The organism is Aliiglaciecola sp. NS0011-25 (genome assembly GCF_040370605.1).
Lineage (GTDB): Bacteria > Pseudomonadota > Gammaproteobacteria > Enterobacterales > Alteromonadaceae > Aliiglaciecola > Aliiglaciecola lipolytica_A.
The window spans coordinates 1-23,866 of record NZ_BAABWR010000032.1 but is presented as its reverse complement, the minus strand read 5'-3'; the positions used below and the strand labels follow the sequence as shown (position 1 = coordinate 23,866).

Here is a 23,866-nt window from a genome sequence, read left to right as displayed (position 1 = left end):
AAGCCAAACTCAGCGCTTTTGAGGAAGATTTTATGAGCGAAACGTCCATCGCAAAAACGGTGTATTGGCAGCCTCTGCATGACATGCTGGACCCTGCACGAAGCAAAACACAAACCTTGGCGGGTTTTGACGAAGAGTTTGTCGATTTAGCAGACTATATATTGCGTATCACCCATCGTATTTGGGAACAAAAAAACATTGGGGCTTGTTACGACTATTACGCTGACTTCTGCCCTGTGCATACACTAGGAGGCTACGCAGACAGCGTGGATGTGGTAATACAAAATACCCTGAAAACCATTGCTGCGTTTCCAGATAGGTCACTTATTGGGGAAGATGTGATTTTCCGCGAAGAAACCAACGAGGTGTATTATTCATCTCATCGTATCACCAGCATTATGACCAACAAGGGCCCGTCTGAATTCGGTGCTCCTACGGGTAAAACGGGCCGCGTTACCACCATCGCCGACTGTATGTGCAAAGACAACAAAATTTTTTATGAATGGCTGATGCGAGACAATAGCTTTCTTATTGCGCAGTTAGGTATTTCTCTTGATGATGCTGCGGCCTTTCAGGCTAACTTTCCGCTATCGAATACATTTACCCAATGGATAAATGAAGAGTATAGCCGTACTGCGACCGACGAGGCATCCCTCCGAGAAGACTTGTCTGACCAAGATAAACCTTGGGGTGATTTCGCCAATTCGTGGGCAGAAAATCTTTTTAATAAACGTATGTTTAACCAACTTTCTGATTTTTATAAACCCAATGCTGCTGTGCAATGGCCTGGAGGACGTCAAGCTACCGGGGTTGCGGCTATCAGCGGAATGTTGATAACGTGGTTAGCTAGCTGCCCCGATGCCAACATGGTAGTCGATCATATTTGTGTCACCCATTACGACCAAAACCGTGTGCATGTAGCGCTGCGATGGGGCTTGGCGGGTCATTACAATGCCACAGACGCCAAATACGCACAGTTTAATCAGCAGCCTCATTACATTTTAGGGGCTTCTCATTTTGAAATCGAAGATGGGCGGATTGCTAGGGAATGGACCGTATTTGACGAAGTTGCTGCACTGGCAAACCTTATGCGAAAACTACCACACGAGGCGGAAGCATGAGCATGTTAAGCACAATTCAACAATTGTTAGAAAAACAAGACACCAAAACCTTAACCCATGCTCTCATTCATTCAAGCCGCTGGTTATTAGGAGAGCGGCTACATTATGGTCCTCTTCAACAGCGGGGCTTAATGGCAAATTGGCTAAGCATAATGAGCCACTTTGAAAGTATTGAACAATGCGTAACCCTACAGTGTGGCGATCTTGATGCTGGCGTGTTTTGTCTTAAGTCTACGTCGAGCAAAACTTACTTTGTTGCGATGTTTGAACACAGTGATGGGGCAATAAAGCAGCTTCTTCAATGGGTAGATAGCACATCCCTAGCCACACTCTTTGGCGATGAAACTATTGATGCAGGCTCGATGAATTCAACATCAATGGATTTTTGGCCCGAGCCTGATCCACTGCAACTAAGTGAATTTGACCCGCAACTTCATCAGTACACCACCCACGCAGGCATTAGCGATGTACTCTATGGCAGTGTAAGCGACCCTATCAAAACCATATTGACTGAATGGTGGCAGATATGGCAAGGCTTTGATACTGCAGGAGTCGCAAGCGTCTACGCTGGGCTTAGCCACTTAAGTGTAAATAGTACCGTGGTATATAAAGAGGGTGATACATCGTCTTCTGTTGCGTCTTGGCTTACGCGACTTGAGGGGAAGCTGCACCGCCGCTACAGCCAACTTGAGCTGGTGGTAGCAGATGATAATAGCGCGTTGGTGAGATGGCGCATAGACGCAGATATTAAGTCAGTTAACGGGCTTGTGCGGGTTCGTTTGCCCATTGTAACTATGTTGACATTTGCACAAAACAAGATTGAAAGTGAATATTGGGTAATAGATGGGTTAGCATTCGAAAAGCGCTTTGCAACGCCACTTCCGTTCTAGTTTCAGTCACTAACGTTGTAAACGTTGACCTTTAGCGCCTCTCATTTTTGTAGAGGCGCTTTTTTGTGTCATTTAAAAAAGAAAGGCGAATAATTAAAGGTCTAGGCAGTTAAGCTAAGCGTTATCAAACGCCTCTCGCAGAGCCTTTGCGCCACTTAACATAAAGCCATGATCTGAGCTTAGCAAAAATAAGCTTACGCCTTTGTCTTTCCAATAGGCTAGTTCATTTAAATTACCCACAAACATCCCTGTGGCCTTGCCTGCTTTATGACTTACTTCAACGAGATGCTCTACTGCCTGTTTCACTGCTGGGGCATCTGCGCTGGTTTCTCCTAGCGCTACGGTTAAATCCATTCGCCCGATAAACAAACAATCAACACCGTCAACCTGTGCAATAGTCTCTATGTTTTCAATCGCATCTAAGTCTTCAAGCTGCGCAATAACGGATATGTTTTTGCCCGCTTCCAAATTTTGACTTAACGATTTGGTTGTATACCCGGCAAACCGACTTGAACCAGCATAGCCTCTGCCACCAGCCCCATAATGACAGTGTTTTACAATCGCGCTTAATTGGTCGGCGGTTTTAACATGGGGCACAACCACGCCATCTGCCCCCATGTCTAACACATTTAACAGTGTTTCAGGCGCGTCGTTTGGTGTTCTTATTAAAACTGGCATATTACCCGCCTTTGCAGCAAGGATGCAGGTATCTAGATCATGCCGCGAAAACGGCGCGTGTTCTGCATCTAGACAAAGTGTGTCCATGGCAGAATGCGCAAGTACTTCGACCACGGTGTAGTGTGGCGTTTTTAAGAAGGTACCTAACAGGCCTTGTCTTTGTATCAGTGCTTGCTTAAGCATGGGCAGCGCCTCCAAAAAAGTTATACAGGTGTAGGTTTACCTTATCGCTTTGTTCGAGCAAGGCAAAATGGCCCGCATTTTCTATTAACACTAGCTCGCTATTTGCTGCTAACTGATGCATTCTTTGTTGTTCTGATGGCGGACAAAGCACGTCGTCACAACCTCCCATAATCAACATACGATGATCACAATTGGCCAACAGCTCACTCGCATCCGGTCTTGTGGCAAGTATTTCTAACTGAGCTTTATAGCGCGCAATCCCTGTATCTTTCGCCATTCGAGCTATCATATCCATGATTTCGTCATTTGGTGAACTTAAGTAAACCGAGCTGAAATAATCGTGAATTAACTTATCTAAGCCATGCTGAGTAGCATAATTTAAGTGCTCGTTTCTCAATGTTCGGCCTTGGGCTTTATCAGCGTGTGCATTGCTGTTTAGCAGCGCCACTTTGTCAATTCGCTCAGGACAGCAAGTTAAAAGTTCAAATGCAACCATCCCTCCCATAGAGAAAGCGCAAATGTTAAATCGCTCGTCTGCTTTGAAAAGGCTAAGCGCAGACTCTGCCGTATCGCTTAGATTATCGTGCTGGTCATACTCCAAGGTAATGCAGCGGTGACCAGCTTTGCTTAAAGTGGTAATTTGGTCCGAGAATACGGCCTTGTTACAAAGGGTTCCAGGTATAAATAATAAGTTAGTCATTGTCTCTTGAAGCGGCGGCAACCGAATTACCTTCTATGAGCTTGCCCGGCCAATAGCGTTTTTCTGGCGGTATATCGGGGTTCTCAATCAGGTCAATTAAGGTTTCTACTGCTGCTTTTGTCATAAAATAGGTTGGCTGACTTACGGTAGTCAGTTGGTAGCTGTGCCAAGACGCGGCACTGATACCATCAAACCCAACAACTGAAATATCTTCTGGCACCCGCAGGCCTAGATTTTCTCGAATTTCATCAATAGCACCTATCGCCATTGTGTCGTTGGAACATATAATTGCAGTCGGAAGTGGGTTCTTTTCGGCGTAGGCACTTAAACACTCTCTGGCAGAGTCATAGCTGTAGTCACCGTATATTATATTGGTATCAGTGAAGCCATGGGCCAGTAACGCATTCCTAGCACCACTCAATCTGGCGCGGGCCACGTCAGAATCTTTTGGTCCAGCCATGATTAAAAAGTGTTGGTGATGATGGTTAACCAGAATATCAACTAATATGCGAAGTCCTTGGCCGTGGTTACAACATACTGAGCTTACGCTGTGATCAGGAAGTTCGCGGTTGTACAACACCACAGGGATATTGTGCTTGGCGAACTGCGTCACACTGTCTGGCTCAAAATGCGCGGTCAGTGCCACTACACCATCGACTTGGTACGCGAATATTTGCTCAATAACCGTTTCTAGCTGATCGGCATCATCGAGCGTAAATAAAAGTACCCGTTTATTTTTGTCAGCAATGTGCTTGTTTAACTGTGCTAATACTTCGGGAAAGTTCACGTTCGCTCGAGATGAAACGATCACAGCCACCATACCCGAAGTTCGGTTTATAAGCATGCGCGCGATGGCATTGGGTTTATAACCTAAGTCTTCGGCGGCTTTAAGTACCTTTTCACGGGTTTTCTTAGACACACTAACGCCTGGGCGATACACCCGCGACACTGCCGACTGTGAAACTCCTGCTGCATGGGCTACGTCATAAGACGTCACCCTATTTTTTTTATTCAATTATTTTTTTCCATTCCATAACGACGTAACCGAATGTCAGCCTGTTCTTTATGACCTGCAAAACCTTCAATGGCACATAAGCGTGAGCAGTATTCGCCAACCATGACTGATGCTTCCTCGGTAACACGCTGATATGTGCAGGTTTTCAAGAACTTACCAACCCATAGACCACCAGTATAACGACCTGCGCCCTTTGTGGGTAGAGTATGATTAGTTCCAATACATTTATCACCGTAAGAAACGTTAGTTTCAGGCCCTAAGAACAATGCCCCGAAGTTGCGCATATTTTTCTGGAAGTAGGGGACGTCTTTGGTCATTATTTGCACATGCTCAAATGCTAAATCATTGGCTACTTGTAACATTTCGTCGTACGAATCACATACAATAACTTCGCCATAGTCTCGCCACGCCACAGAGGCAACATCGGCAGTAGGTAAGATAGTGAGTTGACGCTCTACTTCGGCCATAGTGTCTTTTCCGAGTTGTTCACTATTGGTCAACAGTATTGCGGGAGAGTTGAGGCCATGTTCAGCTTGACCAAGTAAGTCTGCGGCGCACAATTCGCCATCTACACTGTCATCTGCAATTACTAGCGTTTCTGTTGGGCCTGCAAATAGGTCAATACCTATGCGCCCGAACAATTGGCGCTTTGCCTCTGCAACAAACGCATTACCTGGCCCTACAATCATGCTTACTGGCTGGATGGTATCGGTACCTACCGCCATAGCAGCAATGGCTTGTACGCCACCAAAGGTATAAATTTCATCAGCGCCGGCTAAATCCATCGCAACAATTACTGCGGGGGAAGGTTTACCGTGGAATGGAGGGGTAGCAGCCACAACGCGTTTAACCCCGGCCACTTTTGCTGTCACAATACTCATGTGTGCTGAGGCTACTAAGGGGTATTTTCCGCCAGGTACATAGCAGCCTACGCTGTCTATTGGAATATTCTTATGGCCCAGTACAACACCAGGAAGCGTTTCAACTTCTACGTCCTTCATTGACTCACGCTGAATGGTGGCGAAATTGCGAACTTGCTTCTGTGCCCATTTGATATCGCTTATTTCTTGTTCACTAAGTTGTTCATAACACGCATTAATTTCTTCCTTACTTAGCCTAAAAGACTCCGGAGTCCATTTGTCGAATTGACCAGAATATTCTGATACAGCGGCATCTCCGCGCTTCTCAATGTCGCTAATTATATTCTCTACAATTACTTTAACTTTTTGATTGTCAATCTCTTTTTCGTCTTCTTGCTTGCCTTTTTTCAAGTGTTTGATCATGATTTATTCCTCTACATTGGTGAATGGGGTGTTACATTAATCGTACAAATATTTAGCTTGATCTTTACTGAGAATTACATAAAAATGACTTCGAATGCAATTATTATTTTTGAGGTGATAAATGGCTTTCTCTAATGACTTGTTAAAAGACAAGACCATTTTGATTACAGGTGCGGGCAAAGGCATTGGCAAAGCGTGTGCTTTGCTAGCTGATAAGTGCGGTGCAACTGTGATAGCGGTGGCGCGTACTGAATCCGATCTTATTGATTTAAAAAATGAGAGTTCAGAGCGGTTGAGCTATTGGATGGGTGACGTTCAAGACGAATCGCTTTATGAAAAGATCCGCACATTACCGTCTCTTCACGGACTGATTAACAATGCAGGAACCAATCGTGTCGCACCCATGCAGGAGCAAAGTGATGAAAATATTGACGATATTTTGAATTTAAACATTCGTTCGGCATACAAGGTTGCTCAGGCAGCTATCATACCCATGCTAAGCAGCGATGCGCCTTCCTTGGTGCACATGTCTTCGCAAATGGGATTTGTCGGTTCTCCTGGGCGTACCCTATATTGTTTAAGCAAGCACGCTATTGAAGGTTTGACAAAGGCGATGGCCGTAGAGTTGGCACCCAATAACATTCGCGTTAATAGTGTTGCCCCCACATTTATTAAAACACCGATGACCGAACCCATGCTTAACGAGCCTGCGTTTGCCGAAATGGTAATGAACAACATTCCCCTACAGCGTTTAGGCAGCGTCGAAGACGTAGCGAATGCATGCATATTTCTACTCAGTGAATTGTCTATGACGACCACGGGTAGTTGTATTAAAGTCGATGGCGGTTGGACCGCCCAATAAATAAGAGGTATCACTGTGTCAGTATTATCCGAACGTTTAGTCCGCTATGAAGAATTAATCCCGTGCCGCAATGCGTTTATTGATACGCGCTCGCCTGGCAGTGATCAAAAAGAAAACTTTACGATTATTGGACCAGGGGTAGCCGAAAACCCAGATCAACATGTTCATATCGCTATTCCTCACGGTTTTAACATTGGAGGAGCACGACAACCACCTGGGTGTTTGAACTCACAGCACAGCCATTTAACGGAAGAGGTTTTTGTTGTATCGCAAGGAAGCTGGAACTTTTCGACAGGGGTAGAAGGAAACGACGCTGTAGTGCGTTTGGAGGAAGGTGACATCATATCGATCCCCATGGATTTATTTCGTGGCTTCGAAAATGTGGGGGAAGGGGCAGGGTATCTGTATGCCGTATTGGGACAGGATGACCCAGGCCGCGTGCTTTGGGCACCACAAGTCTTCGACATGGCAAGTGATTACGGTTTAGTGCTGCTTGAAAACGGCGGCTTAGTTGACACAACGTTAGGTCAGCAAATTCCTGACGGTGTGGCCCCAATGCCGAAGACTTCAGCAGAACAGATTGCTCAGCACAGGGTAATCGATGATAAAACTCTTGAACAGTGTGTAGTGCGATTCGCCGATTTTCCTTTCAGCGGTGACACTGCATTAACGAAAGGCACGGATGTATTAGAGGCGCCATTAATTGGCCCAGCAAGCCCTGATGAGAAGCTCGGTGAAACTAAATTAAACTGGTCTCACGGTTTTTGTGTTCGTGCCCTGAAATTCAACCAAGGCGCATCTATCGCCGCTCACAAGCGTGACGAAGAGGAAGTGGTGTTTGTGCAAGAAGGCAGTATCAAAATACACATTGATGGCGAAGAACTTGTTTTAGGCAAGGGTGACACATTCACTACGCCCATTGGTGCAGTTCGCAGTTTTGCCCAACACGGCGATGATATAGCATTGGTTTATGTTACGCGTCGGGGCGATACTGCAAAGGCCCCCGTGTTTATAGACTAGAAGGCAAAAGCTATGTTTACTTTTACAAATGTTCAGCTAAAAAAGAAGTTTTTACCTTTTCGAGAAGCCCAATATGACTTTGATTTAGAAAAGTTAAAAGCGCTAGGTGATGATCTTTTTTCAAAGGAAGCGACCATTAAGTTTTGCGTTCCGTTTGACGATATGGTCGGCCATCGAGAAATGCTTGATAAGGTATACGCACCGCTGCTTGCATCTGTGCCAGACCTTGAACGCCGAGACACCATTGTAATGGCTGGCGAAGACGACAAGCAGTTACGTTGGTTGGGGTGTTGTGGTTACTATACTGGGCGTTTGGAAAAACCTTGGTTAGACATTCCGGCCACTGGCGATCAAATCCACATGCGTTTTCACGAATTCTATCGTTTCGAAGACGAGAAAATTGTGGAAGTACAAGCTATTTGGGACCTGCCGGAAGTCATGATGCAGGCAAAGTGCTGGCCATTTAGCCCAAGCTTAGGCACTGAATGGCATGTGCCTGGCCCTTCTACCCAAGATGGTATTCACCTTTTAGAAGAAGATAAGGCACTGACAGCCCAGAGTCATCAGCTAGTGCTAGATATGCTAAATAGTTTAGGGAATTTTGCCGAAGGTGGTGTTGAGGCAATGAATCTCAGCAAATACTGGCATGCTAAGTCTAATTGGTATGGCCCGTCAGGGATAGGTACAGGGCGCGGCATTCAGGGCTTTCGCAATACACACCAAGAGGCGTTTTTAAATGGTATGCCAAATCGCGTGGGTGACCCAGCAAATGGCCATTTATTTTGTGAAAACAACTATGTTGGGTTCACTGGTTGGCCGGGTATGAGTATGACGATTTCTGGTGATGGATGGCTTGGTATTATACCTAACGACAAATCCATCACTATGCGCAGCTTAGACTTTTGGCGAAACGAGAACGGCATGATCCGTGAGAATTGGGTGTTGATAGATTTACTTCACGTTTACCGCCAACTAGGTGTAGATGTGTTCGCAAGAGTAAAGCAGTTGACCCGTAATAAGTATCGATAACTCCTGTTTTCTTTAATGAAATCAGAATTGTTTTATCAAGAAAGTGGTGGAAAACCTGACTACAGCTAACAGGGTACTGTAGTCGCACTTTTCGGTCGCTGGACGTAAAGTCGCTGTGCTTGAAGTAGCAAAAATGCCGACCTACTTTAGTTCGCTTAATGTGAGCGTTATGTGTTTAATTTTATATAGTCAATCATAGTAGTTAAGTTTAGATTCAATTAAGGGGTTTACAAAATGAGTAATATTAATGAGATAGCCGATTTGTTTTTTGATGCTTGTGAAACGGGAAAGGGTTGGGATGCATGTAAAGAATATTGCCATCCTAATGCTACATTCTCAGCGCAGGCAGAAGTATTGGCCGATATAGGTAATCTAGAAAGTTACACAGAATGGATGAAAGGGCTTTTAACGGCGATTCCTGATGGTCATTATGAAATGAAAAGCTTTTCAACAGACGAGACACGCAATTGTGTTACTGCTTTTGGTATATTCCATGGTACTCAAACAGGACCCAGTGGTTCTGGTGAGCCAACTGGTAAGGTTATTGCAGCTGACTATGTTTATGCAATGCAATTTGAAGATCAGTTAATAAGTCATGTGACAAAGATATGGAATGATTCAATTAGCCTGCAACAGCTAGGGTGGGCATAAACACTTATTATCAAGCTTGAAGTGCAACATTTATCATTGATATTTATTCTTTATCTCACACGGTGATTGAAAACCTAAGCGTTAGCGAAGACGGCTATTTAGCCGTCTTTGAACTGCACCACAATCTGCCTGAGTTACTTCAGCAATGATTATTACCTAGACACCCATCTTTAAAAATAACAAAAACAGAACTTTTTCGTCTTTAAGCTTAGTCATCCAATAAACACAACGGTATTGAAAAAGAGCTGTTCCCGCAAAGCTTTTATATGCGACTAACCCTTCCAAATAGACAAAAACCAGCTTTGTATTTCATAACCAAAGCATTAACATTCAAATACAAACTAAATACTTGGGTTGTTTTCGGAGTTATATCTTCTAATTTGTAAGATGGGTGTCTTGGTAAACTTTTGGTGATGGAATAATTAACAATGCACAAGTTTTCGGGTATTCAATTTACACTCGCAAAGACTTTGAGTTAAATAGACCCAAATTAGCTCATGAATTGGTGCATGTGTTGCAGATAGAAAGAGCAAGCTTGGATAAAGTCGTAACCCAACATTTTTCTGATATGGCGGAGTTCGGATACGATAAAGCACCGTTAGAAGTTGAAGCTTCTGAAGCTAACAAAAAATACAGTGCCAACTGGTAGCCAAAATGATATTTAGCAAAATAACAAACACAATGTGTTCATTTGCTGCGTTCATTGGGACGCATAATCGCTAGTTAGGCTCATTCTTTGTAAGTATAGCCATTGAGCCTGTACCCCATATGCAAATCGTTTGGCATGTTAAAGAAGTCATGGATGTCCATTACTTTGCTCGCACGCAAAATGAATACGGAAAAAAATAAGAGAGTACATAGTTGTGGATATAGAAATTTCTTGGGGTGGTTATTATGCAAGTATCTCTGATGAAGATGGTGAGATAACGTTGTTTCGGTTACTAGATTTCAATAGGGATGACTACCATATCGCAATTTATCAGGAGAAGTTTCAGTCTATCCCGACGCTCAAAGAAATTGAAGGTTTGTCACCATTTATTGGTCACGCTCCATTAGATAGTAGATCACTACTGAACAATAAAAAAGTTCTCTTAATTGGAAGTAGTCAGTTATCGAAATCAGATCTGGCTGGGTACCTGTTCTACCTAGAAAATTTTGAGGTGCCTAGTGAAGATTTAGAATTTTTAATCCAGTCGATTCTTGAGTACAGCAAGGAGCCTCCTCTTCAGTTACGGCTTACTTTAGTTGAAGAAGAGCTTCAAATTAGCAAAATTGACTAGAGTTGAAAAATTACTTAATAAGACCATCAAAAATCGCCAGCAAGCTAACTGGACCTCCTTTGCATTATATGGCAAAGGTTGAATCAAGGTAAATTGATATGAATGAGGGTTTGATATTTGTTATACCTGTTTCCATTTTGTCTTTGACAATCTTATTCGTGTGGTTTGTGAAAGGAGCAGGTTCTAAACAATGGAAGGCAAAGATTCTTTTGGCTTATGTTTTAATTGCTAGCGTACCTTTGGTGTTCAATGCTACTTTTTTTTCGGTGCTCTTATTGTTCTTTGGCGGTTTTGTTATACCAATACTATCTAGTAGGTGGGTAAATCATAATGCCATATAAGATACTGTTATGTACTTAAGTGGATTCTATGGAAATACTGAGTATGTATAAATGGAGAAAAGCTGCGACGTGGTCAATGTTAGTTATTGCTATCGTCGTTTTTATGGCAGCTGTTTTTGTGCTCGGTTCAACACTTGGAAGAATGCTCGTTTTGGGGGAAATTGAACTATCCATTCCCCAAATCGGAATCATTTGTGGTGGAATTACATCTTTATCTGTTTTTAAACGCTGCGTTAACAAATTGAAAAGTCGTTCTGAATTGGGCGTGCATCACTAAAAAATAAGTCTGCCGCTGCGCGGGTTGGGACACAAATAGGCAGGCGGCTTGGTCATTATGCCCCACGAGCCTGCGCCCGTTAATTAAAAGTTAAACAGCAAGGAAGTATGGGCGAAATATTTAAACAAAATAGTATTAATTTAGTCGTTTCAAGTTCGGCTATTTTATGTGCTTATCACATCGGACTAGGTAGTATTCTATTTTGGTTTGGTGGGCTTTTAGTCGTTCCAGCAATTGCTATTTGGTTTCAGTTTAAGTATGCCCTCGGTAATTTTATAGTACGCCTCAATATCGCTGTCTTACCTTGGTTAGTTCTTTGCTTTGTAGGTTTATTTTGGGTATCAAAAACAGAACATGTCGGTCAGCGAACCATGAATATGTTTTTTTTTGAAATGCCAATATATTCTGTTGTCGTTGGTGCAGTTGTAGTCACAGGATGGTTTTTCTTTCAAAAAGCAAACACTCAGAGTTAGTTGCTGAACAACAAACGCATTAACTCACTCCCTTCGGTTACTGGGACAATAACACCTAGGTTCCCTGCGCTTCGTTTGGTATTATAGCCTACATATTACTGCTCGTTATGCGGGTGTTAGAATTCCAAGTCAGTACGCCATTCATTGTAGTAAATGCTACCAATAGTGTTTCTTTAGAAACGTAAAATTGACATAAGCTATGTCAAGCAAAAATATTGCCTGATTTTTGATTAAAGGACAAATTATGAAAAAAATTCGCTTATCTTTGGGGCTGTATTTTTAACCGCAACGGTTATGGCAGAACAACCAACTTTTACCATGGGTCCTGCAACTCAAACGCATGCGGGCTTGATTGATTGTGGTGGAAAATCTCGTCCTAGCACTGTTGGAGAAATCAAATCAGAAGATGGAAAAGTGTGGATTGTACCTGCAGAAAATAACTATGAAAAAGCTCCTAAAGCAGCAGATCTGTTTAACCAATGTGGGGGCAAGGAATTAAAATCACTCGATGAATTAGAGCTAAACGATGTGCCAGTTATTGATGCGGGAGGTACAGAGGAATTCATGGCTTATATATTTCCCGACAATTATTTTGAGCTATACATAAACGGAACTCTAATTGCTGCCGATCCCGTTGTTTTCACCCCATTTAACTCTAGTGTTGTGCGTTTTAAAGCGGATCGGCCGTTAACTATCGCTATAAAGATGGTGGACTGGGAAGAAACACTTGGCTTAGGAATGGAAGACAATCGTGGCTCTATATTTCATGCTGGCGATGGCGGCTTAGTAGCCCATTTTCAAGACGCAAAAGGCCAGACTGTAGCTATTACAGACAATAGTTGGAAAGCTCAAACTTTTTATACCTCCCCCATCGTTAATCGAGATTGCTTGGTAATAGAACACTCTGTGCGAGATAGTTCAGCTTGTGACAAGCAAAAAGTAACTGATGCAAATAAAACGTCTGCAGCCCATTGGGCAGTTGATAAAAACTGGATGAAACCTGAGTTTGATGACAGTTCATGGCCTGCAGCTTTAACTTATACTAATGATACCGTTGGTGTAAAAAACAAAAAATCATTCATGAATTTCTTGGATGTATTTGATACAAAAGGTGCAGATGCCGAGTTTATTTGGTCGTCTAATCTGGTATTAGATAATTTAGTTTTACTGCGAAAAACAATTAAATAAGTCTAACAAAGCGCTCCAAGAAGACCGCTAATGGGGCGCTTGAGCTTAGCGTTAGACGCTAGGAGGGTTGGAAATGCTGCTCACAGTTGCTGTAAAGGCTTTCGTCATTTGGGTTGGTATCTTGGTGCTAGCCGTTGCTAATGGGGTGCTTCGTGAATCGGTATTCGTGCCGAATTTCGGCTCCTGGTCCGCACTTGTGCTTAGCGGTTTGCTGCTCTCGGCTCTAATCGTCGGCGTGGCGTATTTTTCCCTTCCATGGCTAAATACTCGTAGCCTTCGGGTGCTGTGTATTATCGGTGTTGGATGGCTGCTTCTTACACTTGCTTTTGAGTTTTCATTCGGACTTTGGCAAGGCAAGTCATTAAACGATTTATTTGCAGCCTATACATTCAAGGATGGCAATATATGGCCCGTTGTTCTCACAGTAACGGCCGCTGCACCCTACATCGCAGCGAAGCTCAGAGGATGGGTATAGCGTTCCCACAAATGCAGGAACGCTGTTCAACAGACAGTTTAGTTCAAAAATTCTTTTAAGAACTTAAGGTAGCGCTCAGAGGCAACAATGCGGTTTTCTTTCTTACTAAAACCATGTCCTTCGTCTTCAAACAAAACGTATTCCACGTGATTGCCTGCCTCACGAATGGCCGCGACCATATCGTCACTCTCAACTTGCAACACGCGAGGGTCGTTGGCACCCTGTACCACTAAAACTGGCTTGGTCACTTGGTGACCGAAGAATACCGGCGAAATACTATGTAAGCGTTTTTTATCGGTCGCCGGGTCACCCATCTCATCATACAAAGCTTGTTTAAATGCTTCCCAATACGGCGGTATACTTTCAAGTGTGCGTACCCAGTTAGTGACCCCCACTATATTTATGCCAACATCAAACTCTTGGGTAAAGGTCATTGCCGCCATTGTTAGAAAGCCGCCATAAGAGCCTCCCATAACCCCTATTTTGTTTTCGTCTACCCAATCCAAGCTTTGTAAATATTTCTTGTTGTAAACGACATCTTGTAAGTCATCTTCACCATGGCGCTTATCATCTAGGTGAAAAAATGTCTTTCCATAACCGCTAGAGCCGCGATTATTGATCATAAAAATGGCGTAGCCGTTATTTACTAGATGCTGGATCATCGCGGAATAACCAAATCGTGATTGTCCGCCTGGGCCACCGTGTATCCACACAATTGCGGGCACTTTTTCGGTTTCTGCTTGTTTGGGTTTGTATAAAATTCCCGGAATTTCTAAACCATCAAAGCTTTTGAAACGCCGGGTTTCGCCCGCGACCAAGTGCGCTTGTTTAATCTTTGGGTTGCCGTTATTACTTAATTGCACCACCTTATCTGAACCAATTTTGTGATGATAAAGATTCGATGGCGACGTGTCTGAGTTTAGGTAAAACACCATTTCTGTTTCATCTGCAGTAAAGTTAACACCTCTGAGATCGCCAGGGGGAAGCGTTGGCATAGTCACCTCTTTGCCAGTGGCGACTTCAGTGATGCTCAATACCGTTTGTGCGTCTTGGTTGATGCCATTAACTTGGTATTTTCCGTTTTTCGAAAAGTAGCTAAATATCACATCCCAATCAGCTTCAAAATCAACACTATGCGAACCATCGGTTAGGCTGTAATTCATAACATGGGTGAACTCGCTACCTTTGTTTGAGCCATATAATAAACGCTCGTTGTCCGCTGAAAAGGTATAAATAGAATAAGCAATTGACTCTTCTTCATCACCTGCGATCAGCTTAGGAGTTGCAGTTTCTTGACTCAAATCGACGAGGAAAATATCAGAATCTGCACTTGAATTAGCTTTGGCTAGTGCGAGCCAGTTTGCATCTTTACTCACATCTTTTAAGTCAAAGCCGGCGTCATTCTGAAAAATCATTTCACGGCTATAGTCTTTTGTTGAGTACAAATACAGGTCAAAGAAACGCGGGTCCCGCTCCGTAGTTAGCACATAAAAATGGTCTTGGTTTTCGTGCCAGCCAAAGAACTCAGCTCGTAATGCTTCACCTGGTGTTAAGTCGACGAGTTTGCCATCAAGCTCACGTACGTAAACGTGATTAAGCTCGTTACCACCTAAATCTGCGGATACAATAATGCGGTCGTCTTTTGGAAACCAACTCTCAGCATAGGTAGAATCCGTTGTAGATTTTGTCAGTGCTTGTTTTTCAGAGCCATCTAGTGGTATTCGATAGGCATTGTAAATACCAGACTCATCACTGCTAACTAATACTGCGCTTCCATCATGACTGATAGACGATCCATACATTGACGTAGTCGCAAAAAATGAAGCTGCGTCATAGGTTTTAAAATCATCGGTTTTATTTGTGGCAGTTTCTGGCGTGATTCCTGAGTTTTCTGGTGCCTGCTGGCACGCACTCAATGCGAATACTAAACTGGCCAAAGCTAGAGAAGTGTTTATACGTTTTAAAAACATGTAAGCATCCTTGATATTATTTGTTGAGAGCGCTTAATTTCTCTTCCAGTACTGAATTAATCGAATGATGCAAGCGCGTTATGCATTACCTTGTTCACTCTGAGGGGATAAGTCAAGAAAACTGAAACAAATTAGTGTTTATTAGTACGCCTTTTCAGTGCAAATGTTTTTCATATTCCCCAGTAAAAATCCACATCATCCACTTTAGCCTGGGACTATCAACATCACTCACAGGCGCTGCACCAAAGCGTTCGGTGTTTTTCCGTAGTTTGGAAGCTTTGCAGTCATAGCTCGTTTGTGCACAGCATTGTGTGCATGATTGTTAATTGTGCTCCATTTGGGCAATATAATGTGTAAGTGGAACGAATTATGAAAATTTTCGTTTTCACAGGCCCTCAAAATGGGCTTAAAGCTGGTCTAGACGTTGTTTTATGCGTTGCTGAAATAGCTGTAATTACTTGCCGTGACTCTATATATGCTGTGGTTAAGCGGGTGTTACGTTTCAAAACTGAACTTCTTAGGCGTTCTTTTTATAAAGGAGCTCATATGACTATTGTTCCATTGATAGCCGGTGTTTTTTTTGGAGGACTAGGTGGGTTTATTTTGTTTGATTATTACCGCTTTAATAACAAAGCCCTAAAAACCTACGGCAAAATACTCCGATATGATGAACTACAATACAAAGAAAATGCTAACCGTAAACGAACAATGTACAGGCCCTGCTTTGAATATAGAGTTAGCGGTAAAACCTATGAAGTTACATCTAAAACAACATTTAGCACTCAGGTAATACCGATAGGACAAAATACGAAAGTGTTGTATGAAATAGGAGATGAGAGCAATGCTCGGTTAGCTCAGGGGAACGGATATGGTTTAGATATTCTGTTTATCGCTCTTTCCCTACCAGCATTTTATATTGCTTTGCAGGCGTAAATAGCATTTTTTGAACAAGGGTTCTTAACAAGACACCCATGGTTCTTAACAAGGGTTCTTAACAAGACACCCATGTTTAAAAAGTAGCTGCTTTAACCCAGAACGATGATTAGCCTTAGCTACTGCTCTGAGTTTGAACAATATTTTTATCCCTGAAATTTCAAATATCCTACTTTTAAAGCAAATAATGAGAATGCCAGCCTCAGGTTGTGCGGGTTGATTCTGCTGCATTGGCTATTTTCATGTTATGGGTGTCTAAGTAAAAAATACTTTCAAGTGCATCATGGTAAAGCGTTCTTAAATCCGAATATGTTGAGCCTTATGTCTCAATCTCCCCGAGCGTCTAAAATATCTCAGTTTATTTTGTAATAAATCCCTTAGAAAGAAGACTAGTAACTTTGAACTTCAGATATTGATGTCAATTTCATAAATCTAGAAAAGGTAATTTTAGGGGGAGAGTAAGAATGGAATATATTGATAATATTTTGGCAAGTGACAACTATGTATTTATGGGATTAATATTGATTGGAGTCTTTATTCTCTGGTTTCTTCCTGCAATGCTTGCTCTAGCTTTCAACCGAAAGCATTTTAAATACATATTGCTTGCCTGTATTCCTGCCGGTTTTTCTGTCATAGCATGGGGCGGCGTAATGGTTTGGGCAACAACGGGTAAAGTTTTTGGTAAGTACGCGAATAAAGTGAATGCTGAGAATTAGTGAAGAGGATACAAACTGCTGACCTCGTAGTTCGCAGCGCGAACCGCTTGGACCGAAAATACTGTGGGGTGTCGAAATTCTAACAGAGAATTTTTACCCGTTAGCTTAGTGTTAATTGCACAAGGAAGTCCCGTGAATCTTAATCAAGTTACATTGCCAGTTAAACACATGGATGAAGCCACCGAGTTTTATTTAAAACTAGGGTTTACTCAAATTGTAGATACTCCCCATTATGCCCGGTTCGAATGCACCGACGGAAATTCAACTTTTTCACTTTCATTAGAAACAGGTGATTTTTTAAATGGTGCAATAATTTATTTTGAACATGAAGATTTAGATCAATGGGTATCAGATTTAAAAGCTGTTGGTATCGAGTTTGATCAACAACCAACAGATCAAAGTTATTTATGGCGTGAAGCAATACTGCACGATCCATCAGGTAATAAAATCAAACTATACTGGGCTGGTGAGAATAGACTCAATCCACCATGGAGAGTTGATAAGCGCGGCTAACTAGCACTTCAAACCGAAATAAAGTTGGTTGTTTTCACATCGTTCAACATTATAACCAGCTATATTTGTGCACTTATCGCGGCGTTATTGCGCACAGGCCTTTAAAGTCTGTGTTTAGCGTAAACATAGAAATTTTCCTTAGTTCTACGATTTAACCACTGCTTTTTCCCACAATTGAGTAACGACTTTATTAATTTCAAATATTTATATATCTAATTTTTCTATCAAAACCAGTTAAGTGTAGCCTTCATCAAAAATTGTTATTTTCTGGCGGTTTGGTTTAGTCTAGGGTAATAATTTTAATCAATGATACAGTACTAATGGCTTGTTACAGTAAGGCCTCGATAGTCAAGTTGATGCAGTAATTTCGGACGTTAGTTTGAAGGGAGTCGTAATAATGTTCAGTCGAATAATCTTACTATTAATCGTTGTTTTTTCTCTAAATATTAATGCTAAAACAGTATTAGAGTTGGGGGATATCCCACCAGATTTTTTGGGTAAAGATAACAATGGTGACATTGTTAGCTTGAAGGATCATAAAGGTAAAATTGTGGTTATATCTTTTTGGGCATCTTGGTGTTCACCTTGTATCAAGGAGCTTCCAATCTTAGAAAATATTCAAAATAAAGTGGGTATAGATAAAGTCAAAGTGATAGCCGTTAATTTTAAGGAAGATCGTAAAAAATATAACAAGGTTAAAAAGTTACTTTCTTCACTAAACTTAACGTTAACTCATGATAAACGAGGTGCCATAGGTAAGAAATTTGGTGTTGAAGCAATTCCTAACTTATTTATCGTAGGCAAAAATGGAGAGCTTGTTTTTCATGAAATAGGTTATGGTGATGCGTCTATAGATAAAATTGTTGAAGTGCTAAACCAGCAACTTTCAAGCTCGCTAGCGGTTTAAAATTGCCACCAAAAACAGAAACAGCTTTTTTACCCCATTTAAGAAGGGATTAGGCGCCAATACCGGAATATGAATGACTGATAAATTCGCAACAAAACAGTTTATTGCCGAGATAGCAAAGCTAGGTCACCAGCAATCAACTAGTGTGCTCCAACTAAGGGACCTGTTCTCATCTTTGTCTTTATGGAACGCTTGGCGATTTATGGCCCTCCGAGCTCAAGGTGAGCCAGCTTGGCTAGTTAGCTTCCTTCAGTACCGTATTCAGCAGACTACCAGTAAAGGGTGTTGTTCTGTGCTTTTGGTTCAGAGATTACAATGAAGCTTACAGGCAGGCGAACTGCTTACCTCATTTTGCTTGTTGTCATCGTTGTGTTGGGCGCATGGATGATGGTGCACAAATTACAGGGGCCTGAGTTGGCTGTATATCGTATCCAAAGTCAGCCATTGGTGCAGACTGTCGTTGCTACCGGGCGGGTTACGTCGGGATCGCGGGCGCAAGTGGGGGCACAAATCTCAGGCGTGATCGCTGAGCGTTTTGTTCGTGAAGGTGACGAGGTCCTAGCTGGCGACGTACTGGCGGTGTTACAAGACAATGAACAACTTGCTCGCGTCGGTGAAGCAAAAGCCGCCCTTGCTGAACTGCGTGAATCGAGTAAACCACAGGCCGATGTCACTTTGAAACGGGCTGAGGCGCGGTACGAGCAGTTCAGGCGCGAAGCGCAGCGTCGAAGGGATTTGCTAGAGCGTAAGCTAATTGCCCATGAAGCCGTTGAACAGGCGGTTGAACAGGAAACTGAGGCACGTGCAGAACTTGAACAAGCCAAGCTTGCTGCAGAAATGCTGACTGCTGGTTATCCTAGCGATGTTGCTGCTGCCGAGCGCCTAGCGGCTGCACGCGCAGCACTGGAAAAAACAATAGTGCGTGCCCAAGTGAGCGGTACTGTGTTAACTCGTAATGCTGAACCTGGCGACGTAGTGCAGCCGGGTCGCGTGCTGTTTGAGATTGCCCGTGCTGGCCAAACCGAACTGCTGGTGCCGGTGGATGAAAGGAATCTCTCGGCTTTGCGTCTGGGACAACCTGCCCTGTGTGTAACGGATGCCTATCCGGATAGTCCGTTTGCGGCTACCTTGAGTTTTATCTCGCCAGCGGTGGATCCACAGCGTGGCAGTGTTGATATCCGTTTACAATTGGCAGCGATTCCTGACTTTCTGCGTCAAGACATGACTGTCACAGCCAATATTGAAACCGGCCGTCGCGAGAGCGCCCTCGTCGTGCCTAACGATGTGCTTGATGACATTAATGGCAGTTCGGCATACGTTTGGAAAGTCACAAACGGTCGCTTGCAACGCGCAAAAGTGACGCTTGGTTTGCGCGGAATGGGGCGAACCGAGATTACCAGTGGATTGGCAAACGACGATCTGATTGTTGCAAACATAGACCCGTCGCTGGTGGATGGCAGTCGGGTGCGTGCTCGTGAAGATGATGTAATGCCGCTTACCAAGGAAACCGATGCATCTACCGCTCGCGAAACACCGGTTAAGTTCGAATGACAGGCATATGGACTGAATCGACAATCGCTATTAGGTTTTTGCGAGAAGGTCGTTCACAAAGTGCTTTAATTCTTATCGGCATTGGGGTTGGCGTTGCGGTTATCGTGTTTATCAACGCACTGATCACCGGGTTGCAAGACAACATCATTGATCGCACCTTGGGTACACAGTCGCATATCAGGTTGTCGGCTCCCGATGAGGTGAACCAGATTCTGCCACTATCTGATGACAGCGTGCAATTGGTATTGGAAAGCAAGCGAGCGCAACGACTGCGCTCAATAAATAACTGGTTGCAGTTGCGTGATGTATTGGACACATTGCCAGAGGTAACGGCAGTGTCTCCGATTATTTCCGGGCCAGCATTTGCTCGTCGCGGTGAAGCGCTTGAATCGGTGGCGCTGGTCGGCATAGACAGTGAGCGCTACCAGCGGATTCTCCCCATTAGCGAAGACATTATTGAAGGGGTTTTCCAAGTAGGCGCGGGTAAAACTGTGATTGGTAAGCAACTGGCCATCGAACTTGGCGTTAGTGCCGGCGACAAGCTAAGGTTGCAGACTGGGCAAGGCGGCGACAGCGTGTTGAGTATTGCTGGGATTTTTGAGTTGGGTGTTCGTGAGCTCGATGCGCGCTACGTTTACCTAGATATGAGTCAGGCGCAGTCGCTGCTAAATCTGCCCGGAGCGGCAACCGTAATCGATATGACTGTCACCGATATTTTTCGTGCAGACATTACGGCGACGCGCATAAGCCGACTGACCGGTCAGAAAGTTGAAAGCTGGATGGAAACCAATGCGCAGTTGCTGAATGCACTGCAGAGTCAAAGCTTGTCGACAAATATGATCAGTATGTTTGTGGCGTTGAGCGTGGCGCTGGGAATTGCTAGCGTGCTCTCGGTAAGCGTTGTTCAGCGTACTCGCGAGATTGGCATCTTGCGCGCCATTGGTATCACACGTACACAAATGTTGCTTGTGTTCCTTATTCAGGGCGCACTGTTCGGGCTGTTTGGCTCACTACTGGGCGGCATTAGCGGTTATCTGCTGGTCTGGATTTTTAACACGTTCGGGCCGCGATTGTTTTTCATTCCGCTCGATCTCAGCCTGCTGGTGGCCGCGAGCATGCTGGCAACCTTAACCGGAGTCATTTCAGCCTCCATTCCGGCGCACCGTGCCGCGCACCTCGATCCGGTGGAGGCTATTCGTCATGTCTGACGTCGGCACCTTTAATCAGCGCCAAGAGGTGTTGCGGTTAAGAGGATTGAGGAAGAGTTACAACTTAGGTTTGCCGACTGAGGTAGAAGTGTTGCACGGGCTTGATCTTAGTCTTCAGCGCAGCGACTTCGCCGCGCTGATTGGAACTTCCGGTTCAGGTAAAAGTACCTTGCTCAATCTGATTGGTCTATTGGATACCCCAACCGCTGGCGAGATCGAGGTGTTGGGCGAAGCCACCCGCACCAGTGATGACAGTCGTCGTACAGCTTTGCGCAGCAGCAGGATCGGATTTGTATTTCAGTTCCACCATCTCATTCAGGCTTTCACGGCGCTCGAGAACGTCCTCATGCCGCTGATGGTCACCCATGGAAAGCCGAACGCCGAACAGCGCGAGCTGGGTCATAGTCTTCTTAACGAAGTGGGCCTAGCCGCTTACGCCGAACGCAAACCTGATCAGCTATCTGGCGGTCAGCAACAGCGCGTAGCTGTAGCGAGGGCACTGGTGACCCAACCTGCCCTGTTACTGGCAGACGAACCCACTGGGAATCTCGACAGCAAAAGCGCAGACGAGGTCTTCGCCTTATTTCGCATGTTCAATCAGAAATTTGGCTGCGCGGTGCTTTTGGTAACACATGATGCGAAATTGTCTGCTCAATGCGACCGCATAATAACCCTCGAAGACGGCAGAATCGCTAGTGACACCGGTGGCCGTGTTTGAGCTAATAAGTTGAAATAAATTATATATTTGAATTGCAAACCGCAATTGCGCTTCACAATGTCACTTATCAACTGTATGTATTCGGACTAACAATTCGCCAAACATTTGATGAACGGTTAGTGTAAGGCACTAGTTTTAAAGGAGTAAAGATTGAAGTATTTAATAACCTTGCTAATTATCGTAAGTTGTAACGCTCTAGCAAATGATGAACTCAAATCTATTTATTTTGCGTTTGAGTCAGATTTTATGAGCAATGATGCTGAGAAATATTCTGATTGGCTAACTGAGCAATATGAAATTGTTCAAACTATGCATATTCCGGGTATGGGTAAAGACAGTCGTAAAGTTACAGGAAAGCAGATGATTGGGTTGATGAAAAAAATGAATAAACCGAATTCTACTCCTCGCTCTACATTTGAGAATACCAGTATTCGTCTAATTGATAATACGGGGTTCTGCGCGACTTCTAGTACGCTCACAACAACAAAAGTTTCAGGCAAAGACTACGAAGAAAAAGAAACCAGAGAAGTATGTTTTCGTAAGTTAGACAGTGACTTTAAAGCGATTGAGCACAAAATTGACGTTTACTACAAAAAACTATAAATCCATACAAGCGCTTTAAACTTGATTCTAAAGTAGTCATGTTTTTCGCGGAACAAAAGCCAGAGCGAGCTTTCTACACAATTTAAGCGGCGGGAATGAGTCATGGGGGATTATGCATTGAATGTTGGAATCTATATTTACGATGATGCTGAAGTGCTAGATTTTTCTGGTCCTTTTGAAGTGTTTTCAACTGCCAACAGGTTATCTAATCCAGCAGGGTTGTTTAACGTGTTTTTAGTAGCCGAGGAAAGTCGCACTGTTAAGGCTAGAGGCGGATTTAAGGTTAATCCGCATTATTGTTTTAGCCATCATCCTGAAATTGACGTACTGATAGTTGTTGGCGGCATTCACACCCAGGAGTTACTAAAATCGAAGGTTATTGATTGGGTTTCTACTACGTCAAAGAGCGCGAAAACGGTAGCGTCTGTTTGTACCGGAGCCTTTATTCTTGCGGAGGCCGGATTGTTATCCAATCTCAAAGTAACCACTCACTGGGAAGATATTGAAGATCTTCGGAGCTCATATTCAGACCTAACCGTTATCGAAAATCAACGGTGGGTAGATGAAGGCAAGGTGGTAACATCTGGTGGTATTTCCGCTGGCATTGATATGACCCTTCACTTAGTTTCAAAACTTGCTAGTTTAGATTTGGCAGAGAAAACCGCGAGGCAAATGGAATTTGACTGGCGTAAAATTATTTAGACACCCATGGAATTATCAAGACACCCATGATTGGAATTATCAAGACACCCATGATTGTTTAGGGGAACAACTCAGGCTGCCAGAAATTATTTAGACACCCATGGAATTATCAAGACACCCATGATTGGAATTATCAAGACACCCATGATTGTTTAGGGGAACAACTCAGGCTGCAGATTCTTTCAGATTAACTTGGGACGGATATTCCACAAGAGCTGTTAGCGGGCGCTTAAGTTGGCGTTAGCAAACAAGAAGTTACTTAATGATTTTTATAAAAATGAGAATTTGATGCTAAACAAAATATTCATGTTATTTCTTGCTCTTATTCTAACCAGTTGTGTAGTTTTGCCTGAAATAGACCATTCAGAAAAGTATCAATGTGCGCTATCAACAGATAGAAAAATATTAAAATTAGTGAACTTGACTGATGGTGATACTAGCTTTTACCAATGGAATGATGAAATATTTGCAATACTATCTATTCCAACATCAGCAATTATTTCAGGTACATATGTCCTCGTTAATAACGTTTATCATATTGGCGAAAAGAAAATTAAATGTGGTTAACAAAATTAACAT

General features: G+C 43.3%; 27 protein-coding genes and 1 pseudogene. 23 read left to right on the top strand and 5 right to left on the bottom strand.

Going from position 1 to position 23,866, the window contains the following annotated elements; all coding sequences use genetic code 11:
* Window positions 1-32 precede the first annotated feature (32 nt).
* Complete coding sequence (locus ABWV72_RS20025) at window positions 33-1,121, top strand: ester cyclase (protein WP_353372702.1); 1,089 nt, start codon at window positions 33-35, stop codon at window positions 1,119-1,121.
* A complete protein-coding gene (locus ABWV72_RS20020) occupies window positions 1,118-2,011 on the top strand; it encodes a nuclear transport factor 2 family protein (RefSeq protein WP_353372700.1) in 894 nt (297 codons plus the stop codon). Before ABWV72_RS20025 ends, ABWV72_RS20020 begins: the two co-directional genes overlap by 4 nt.
* Before the next feature lie 114 nt (window positions 2,012-2,125).
* Here the strand turns inward: ABWV72_RS20020 and ABWV72_RS20015 are convergent, their stop codons facing one another.
* Genes ABWV72_RS20015 through hisD form a run of 4 tightly spaced genes read right to left on the bottom strand, consistent with a single transcriptional unit; the run spans window position 2,126 to window position 5,870 of the window.
* Window positions 2,126-2,872, bottom strand: a complete 747-nt coding sequence (locus ABWV72_RS20015) for an HpcH/HpaI aldolase family protein (protein WP_353372698.1) — start codon at window positions 2,870-2,872, stop codon at window positions 2,126-2,128.
* The gene (locus tag ABWV72_RS20010) at window positions 2,865-3,572 is read right to left on the bottom strand and encodes an alpha/beta fold hydrolase (RefSeq protein ID WP_353372696.1); all 708 of its coding nucleotides are present in this window, start codon (window positions 3,570-3,572) and stop codon (window positions 2,865-2,867) included. The genes ABWV72_RS20015 and ABWV72_RS20010 overlap by 8 nt, the downstream gene beginning before the upstream one ends.
* The gene (locus ABWV72_RS20005; protein ID WP_353372694.1) at window positions 3,565-4,587 is read right to left on the bottom strand and encodes a LacI family DNA-binding transcriptional regulator; all 1,023 of its coding nucleotides are present in this window, start codon (window positions 4,585-4,587) and stop codon (window positions 3,565-3,567) included. The genes ABWV72_RS20010 and ABWV72_RS20005 overlap by 8 nt, the downstream gene beginning before the upstream one ends.
* The gene (gene hisD, locus ABWV72_RS20000; RefSeq protein WP_353372692.1) at window positions 4,584-5,870 is read right to left on the bottom strand and encodes a histidinol dehydrogenase; all 1,287 of its coding nucleotides are present in this window, start codon (window positions 5,868-5,870) and stop codon (window positions 4,584-4,586) included. The genes ABWV72_RS20005 and hisD overlap by 4 nt, the downstream gene beginning before the upstream one ends.
* Window positions 5,871-5,991: 121 nt before the next feature.
* Between hisD and ABWV72_RS19995 the strand changes: the two genes are divergently transcribed.
* The 10 genes and pseudogenes from ABWV72_RS19995 to ABWV72_RS19950 all read left to right on the top strand — a co-directional run bounded on the left by ABWV72_RS19995 (window position 5,992) and on the right by ABWV72_RS19950 (window position 13,466).
* Window positions 5,992-6,732: an SDR family NAD(P)-dependent oxidoreductase gene (locus ABWV72_RS19995; RefSeq protein WP_353372690.1), complete on the top strand. Its 741-nt coding sequence runs from the start codon at window positions 5,992-5,994 to the stop codon at window positions 6,730-6,732.
* A gap of 15 nt (window positions 6,733-6,747) precedes the next feature.
* Window positions 6,748-7,752: a cupin domain-containing protein gene (locus ABWV72_RS19990; protein ID WP_353372688.1), complete on the top strand. Its 1,005-nt coding sequence runs from the start codon at window positions 6,748-6,750 to the stop codon at window positions 7,750-7,752.
* A 12-nt stretch (window positions 7,753-7,764) separates the two neighbouring features.
* Window positions 7,765-8,781: an ester cyclase gene (locus ABWV72_RS19985; RefSeq protein WP_353372686.1), complete on the top strand. Its 1,017-nt coding sequence runs from the start codon at window positions 7,765-7,767 to the stop codon at window positions 8,779-8,781.
* Between the two features lie 234 nt (window positions 8,782-9,015).
* Window positions 9,016-9,432: an ester cyclase gene (locus tag ABWV72_RS19980; protein ID WP_353372684.1), complete on the top strand. Its 417-nt coding sequence runs from the start codon at window positions 9,016-9,018 to the stop codon at window positions 9,430-9,432.
* A gap of 409 nt (window positions 9,433-9,841) precedes the next feature.
* A pseudogene (locus ABWV72_RS19975) lies at window positions 9,842-10,081 on the top strand (hypothetical protein); the annotation flags it as partial.
* 214 nt (window positions 10,082-10,295) lie between these two features.
* On the top strand, window positions 10,296-10,712 hold the full coding sequence (locus tag ABWV72_RS19970; RefSeq protein WP_353372682.1) for a hypothetical protein: 417 nt from the start codon (window positions 10,296-10,298) through the stop codon (window positions 10,710-10,712).
* 384 nt (window positions 10,713-11,096) lie between these two features.
* Complete coding sequence (locus ABWV72_RS19965) at window positions 11,097-11,330, top strand: hypothetical protein (protein WP_342806036.1); 234 nt, start codon at window positions 11,097-11,099, stop codon at window positions 11,328-11,330.
* Between the two features lie 107 nt (window positions 11,331-11,437).
* The gene (locus ABWV72_RS19960) at window positions 11,438-11,803 is read left to right on the top strand and encodes a hypothetical protein (protein ID WP_353372680.1); all 366 of its coding nucleotides are present in this window, start codon (window positions 11,438-11,440) and stop codon (window positions 11,801-11,803) included.
* Between the two features lie 294 nt (window positions 11,804-12,097).
* Complete coding sequence (locus ABWV72_RS19955; RefSeq protein WP_353372678.1) at window positions 12,098-12,991, top strand: hypothetical protein; 894 nt, start codon at window positions 12,098-12,100, stop codon at window positions 12,989-12,991.
* Window positions 12,992-13,064: 73 nt separating this feature from the next.
* Window positions 13,065-13,466 carry a hypothetical protein gene (locus tag ABWV72_RS19950; RefSeq protein ID WP_353372676.1) on the top strand — a complete coding sequence of 134 codons (402 nt, stop codon included), beginning with the start codon at window positions 13,065-13,067 and terminating at the stop codon, window positions 13,464-13,466.
* 38 nt (window positions 13,467-13,504) lie between these two features.
* On the opposite strand, the gene ABWV72_RS19945 is transcribed toward ABWV72_RS19950, so the two are convergent.
* Entirely contained in the window at window positions 13,505-15,436 is a 1,932-nt protein-coding gene (locus ABWV72_RS19945) for a S9 family peptidase (RefSeq protein WP_353372674.1), read from the bottom strand.
* A gap of 369 nt (window positions 15,437-15,805) precedes the next feature.
* On the opposite strand from ABWV72_RS19945, the gene ABWV72_RS19940 reads away from it, so the two are divergent.
* From ABWV72_RS19940 to ABWV72_RS19890, 11 genes are all read left to right on the top strand, one after another.
* The gene (locus ABWV72_RS19940; RefSeq protein WP_353372672.1) at window positions 15,806-16,369 is read left to right on the top strand and encodes a DUF3592 domain-containing protein; all 564 of its coding nucleotides are present in this window, start codon (window positions 15,806-15,808) and stop codon (window positions 16,367-16,369) included.
* A gap of 464 nt (window positions 16,370-16,833) precedes the next feature.
* Window positions 16,834-17,085, top strand: coding sequence for a superinfection immunity protein (locus ABWV72_RS19935; RefSeq protein WP_216049444.1), 252 nt, complete (start codon window positions 16,834-16,836; stop codon window positions 17,083-17,085).
* Window positions 17,086-17,217: 132 nt separating this feature from the next.
* Complete coding sequence (locus ABWV72_RS19930; RefSeq protein WP_353372670.1) at window positions 17,218-17,598, top strand: VOC family protein; 381 nt, start codon at window positions 17,218-17,220, stop codon at window positions 17,596-17,598.
* A gap of 397 nt (window positions 17,599-17,995) precedes the next feature.
* Window positions 17,996-18,505 (top strand): TlpA family protein disulfide reductase, encoded by a 510-nt coding sequence (locus tag ABWV72_RS19925; RefSeq protein WP_216049446.1) that lies wholly within the window; start codon window positions 17,996-17,998, stop codon window positions 18,503-18,505.
* 73 nt (window positions 18,506-18,578) lie between these two features.
* A complete protein-coding gene (locus ABWV72_RS19920) occupies window positions 18,579-18,824 on the top strand; it encodes a hypothetical protein (RefSeq protein WP_353372667.1) in 246 nt (81 codons plus the stop codon).
* A complete protein-coding gene (locus ABWV72_RS19915) occupies window positions 18,821-20,056 on the top strand; it encodes an efflux RND transporter periplasmic adaptor subunit (RefSeq protein WP_353372665.1) in 1,236 nt (411 codons plus the stop codon). The genes ABWV72_RS19920 and ABWV72_RS19915 overlap by 4 nt, the downstream gene beginning before the upstream one ends.
* Window positions 20,053-21,264: an ABC transporter permease gene (locus ABWV72_RS19910; RefSeq protein ID WP_353372663.1), complete on the top strand. Its 1,212-nt coding sequence runs from the start codon at window positions 20,053-20,055 to the stop codon at window positions 21,262-21,264. The genes ABWV72_RS19915 and ABWV72_RS19910 overlap by 4 nt, the downstream gene beginning before the upstream one ends.
* Complete coding sequence (locus tag ABWV72_RS19905) at window positions 21,257-21,982, top strand: ABC transporter ATP-binding protein (RefSeq protein ID WP_353372661.1); 726 nt, start codon at window positions 21,257-21,259, stop codon at window positions 21,980-21,982. The genes ABWV72_RS19910 and ABWV72_RS19905 overlap by 8 nt, the downstream gene beginning before the upstream one ends.
* A gap of 150 nt (window positions 21,983-22,132) precedes the next feature.
* Entirely contained in the window at window positions 22,133-22,585 is a 453-nt protein-coding gene (locus ABWV72_RS19900; protein ID WP_342806014.1) for a hypothetical protein, read from the top strand.
* A 117-nt stretch (window positions 22,586-22,702) separates the two neighbouring features.
* Window positions 22,703-23,287, top strand: coding sequence for a DJ-1/PfpI family protein (locus ABWV72_RS19895; protein ID WP_342806012.1), 585 nt, complete (start codon window positions 22,703-22,705; stop codon window positions 23,285-23,287).
* 234 nt (window positions 23,288-23,521) lie between these two features.
* Window positions 23,522-23,854 (top strand): hypothetical protein, encoded by a 333-nt coding sequence (locus ABWV72_RS19890; RefSeq protein WP_303502447.1) that lies wholly within the window; start codon window positions 23,522-23,524, stop codon window positions 23,852-23,854.
* Window positions 23,855-23,866 lie beyond the last annotated feature (12 nt).

Bases quoted from the DNA above. Each gene is read 5' to 3' on its own strand.
- ABWV72_RS19910 (WP_353372663.1), top strand. From the start codon at position 20,053: ATGACAGGCATATGGACTGAATCGACAATCGCTATTAGGTTTTTGCGA.
- ABWV72_RS19915 (WP_353372665.1), top strand. From the start codon at position 18,821: ATGAAGCTTACAGGCAGGCGAACTGCTTACCTCATTTTGCTTGTTGTC.
- ABWV72_RS19935 (WP_216049444.1), top strand. From the start codon at position 16,834: ATGGAATATATTGATAATATTTTGGCAAGTGACAACTATGTATTTATG.
- ABWV72_RS19995 (WP_353372690.1), top strand. From the start codon at position 5,992: ATGGCTTTCTCTAATGACTTGTTAAAAGACAAGACCATTTTGATTACA.
- ABWV72_RS19965 (WP_342806036.1), top strand. From the start codon at position 11,097: ATGTATAAATGGAGAAAAGCTGCGACGTGGTCAATGTTAGTTATTGCT.
- ABWV72_RS19925 (WP_216049446.1), top strand. From the start codon at position 17,996: ATGTTCAGTCGAATAATCTTACTATTAATCGTTGTTTTTTCTCTAAAT.
- ABWV72_RS19945 (WP_353372674.1), bottom strand. From the start codon at position 15,436: ATGTTTTTAAAACGTATAAACACTTCTCTAGCTTTGGCCAGTTTAGTA.
- ABWV72_RS19950 (WP_353372676.1), top strand. From the start codon at position 13,065: ATGCTGCTCACAGTTGCTGTAAAGGCTTTCGTCATTTGGGTTGGTATC.
- ABWV72_RS19985 (WP_353372686.1), top strand. From the start codon at position 7,765: ATGTTTACTTTTACAAATGTTCAGCTAAAAAAGAAGTTTTTACCTTTT.
- ABWV72_RS19960 (WP_353372680.1), top strand. From the start codon at position 11,438: ATGGGCGAAATATTTAAACAAAATAGTATTAATTTAGTCGTTTCAAGT.
- ABWV72_RS20020 (WP_353372700.1), top strand. From the start codon at position 1,118: ATGAGCATGTTAAGCACAATTCAACAATTGTTAGAAAAACAAGACACC.
- ABWV72_RS19955 (WP_353372678.1), top strand. From the start codon at position 12,098: ATGGCAGAACAACCAACTTTTACCATGGGTCCTGCAACTCAAACGCAT.
- ABWV72_RS20025 (WP_353372702.1), top strand. From the start codon at position 33: ATGAGCGAAACGTCCATCGCAAAAACGGTGTATTGGCAGCCTCTGCAT.
- ABWV72_RS19980 (WP_353372684.1), top strand. From the start codon at position 9,016: ATGAGTAATATTAATGAGATAGCCGATTTGTTTTTTGATGCTTGTGAA.
- ABWV72_RS19940 (WP_353372672.1), top strand. From the start codon at position 15,806: ATGAAAATTTTCGTTTTCACAGGCCCTCAAAATGGGCTTAAAGCTGGT.
- hisD (WP_353372692.1), bottom strand. From the start codon at position 5,870: ATGATCAAACACTTGAAAAAAGGCAAGCAAGAAGACGAAAAAGAGATT.
- ABWV72_RS20015 (WP_353372698.1), bottom strand. From the start codon at position 2,872: ATGCTTAAGCAAGCACTGATACAAAGACAAGGCCTGTTAGGTACCTTC.
- ABWV72_RS20010 (WP_353372696.1), bottom strand. From the start codon at position 3,572: ATGACTAACTTATTATTTATACCTGGAACCCTTTGTAACAAGGCCGTA.
- ABWV72_RS19920 (WP_353372667.1), top strand. From the start codon at position 18,579: ATGACTGATAAATTCGCAACAAAACAGTTTATTGCCGAGATAGCAAAG.
- ABWV72_RS19905 (WP_353372661.1), top strand. From the start codon at position 21,257: ATGTCTGACGTCGGCACCTTTAATCAGCGCCAAGAGGTGTTGCGGTTA.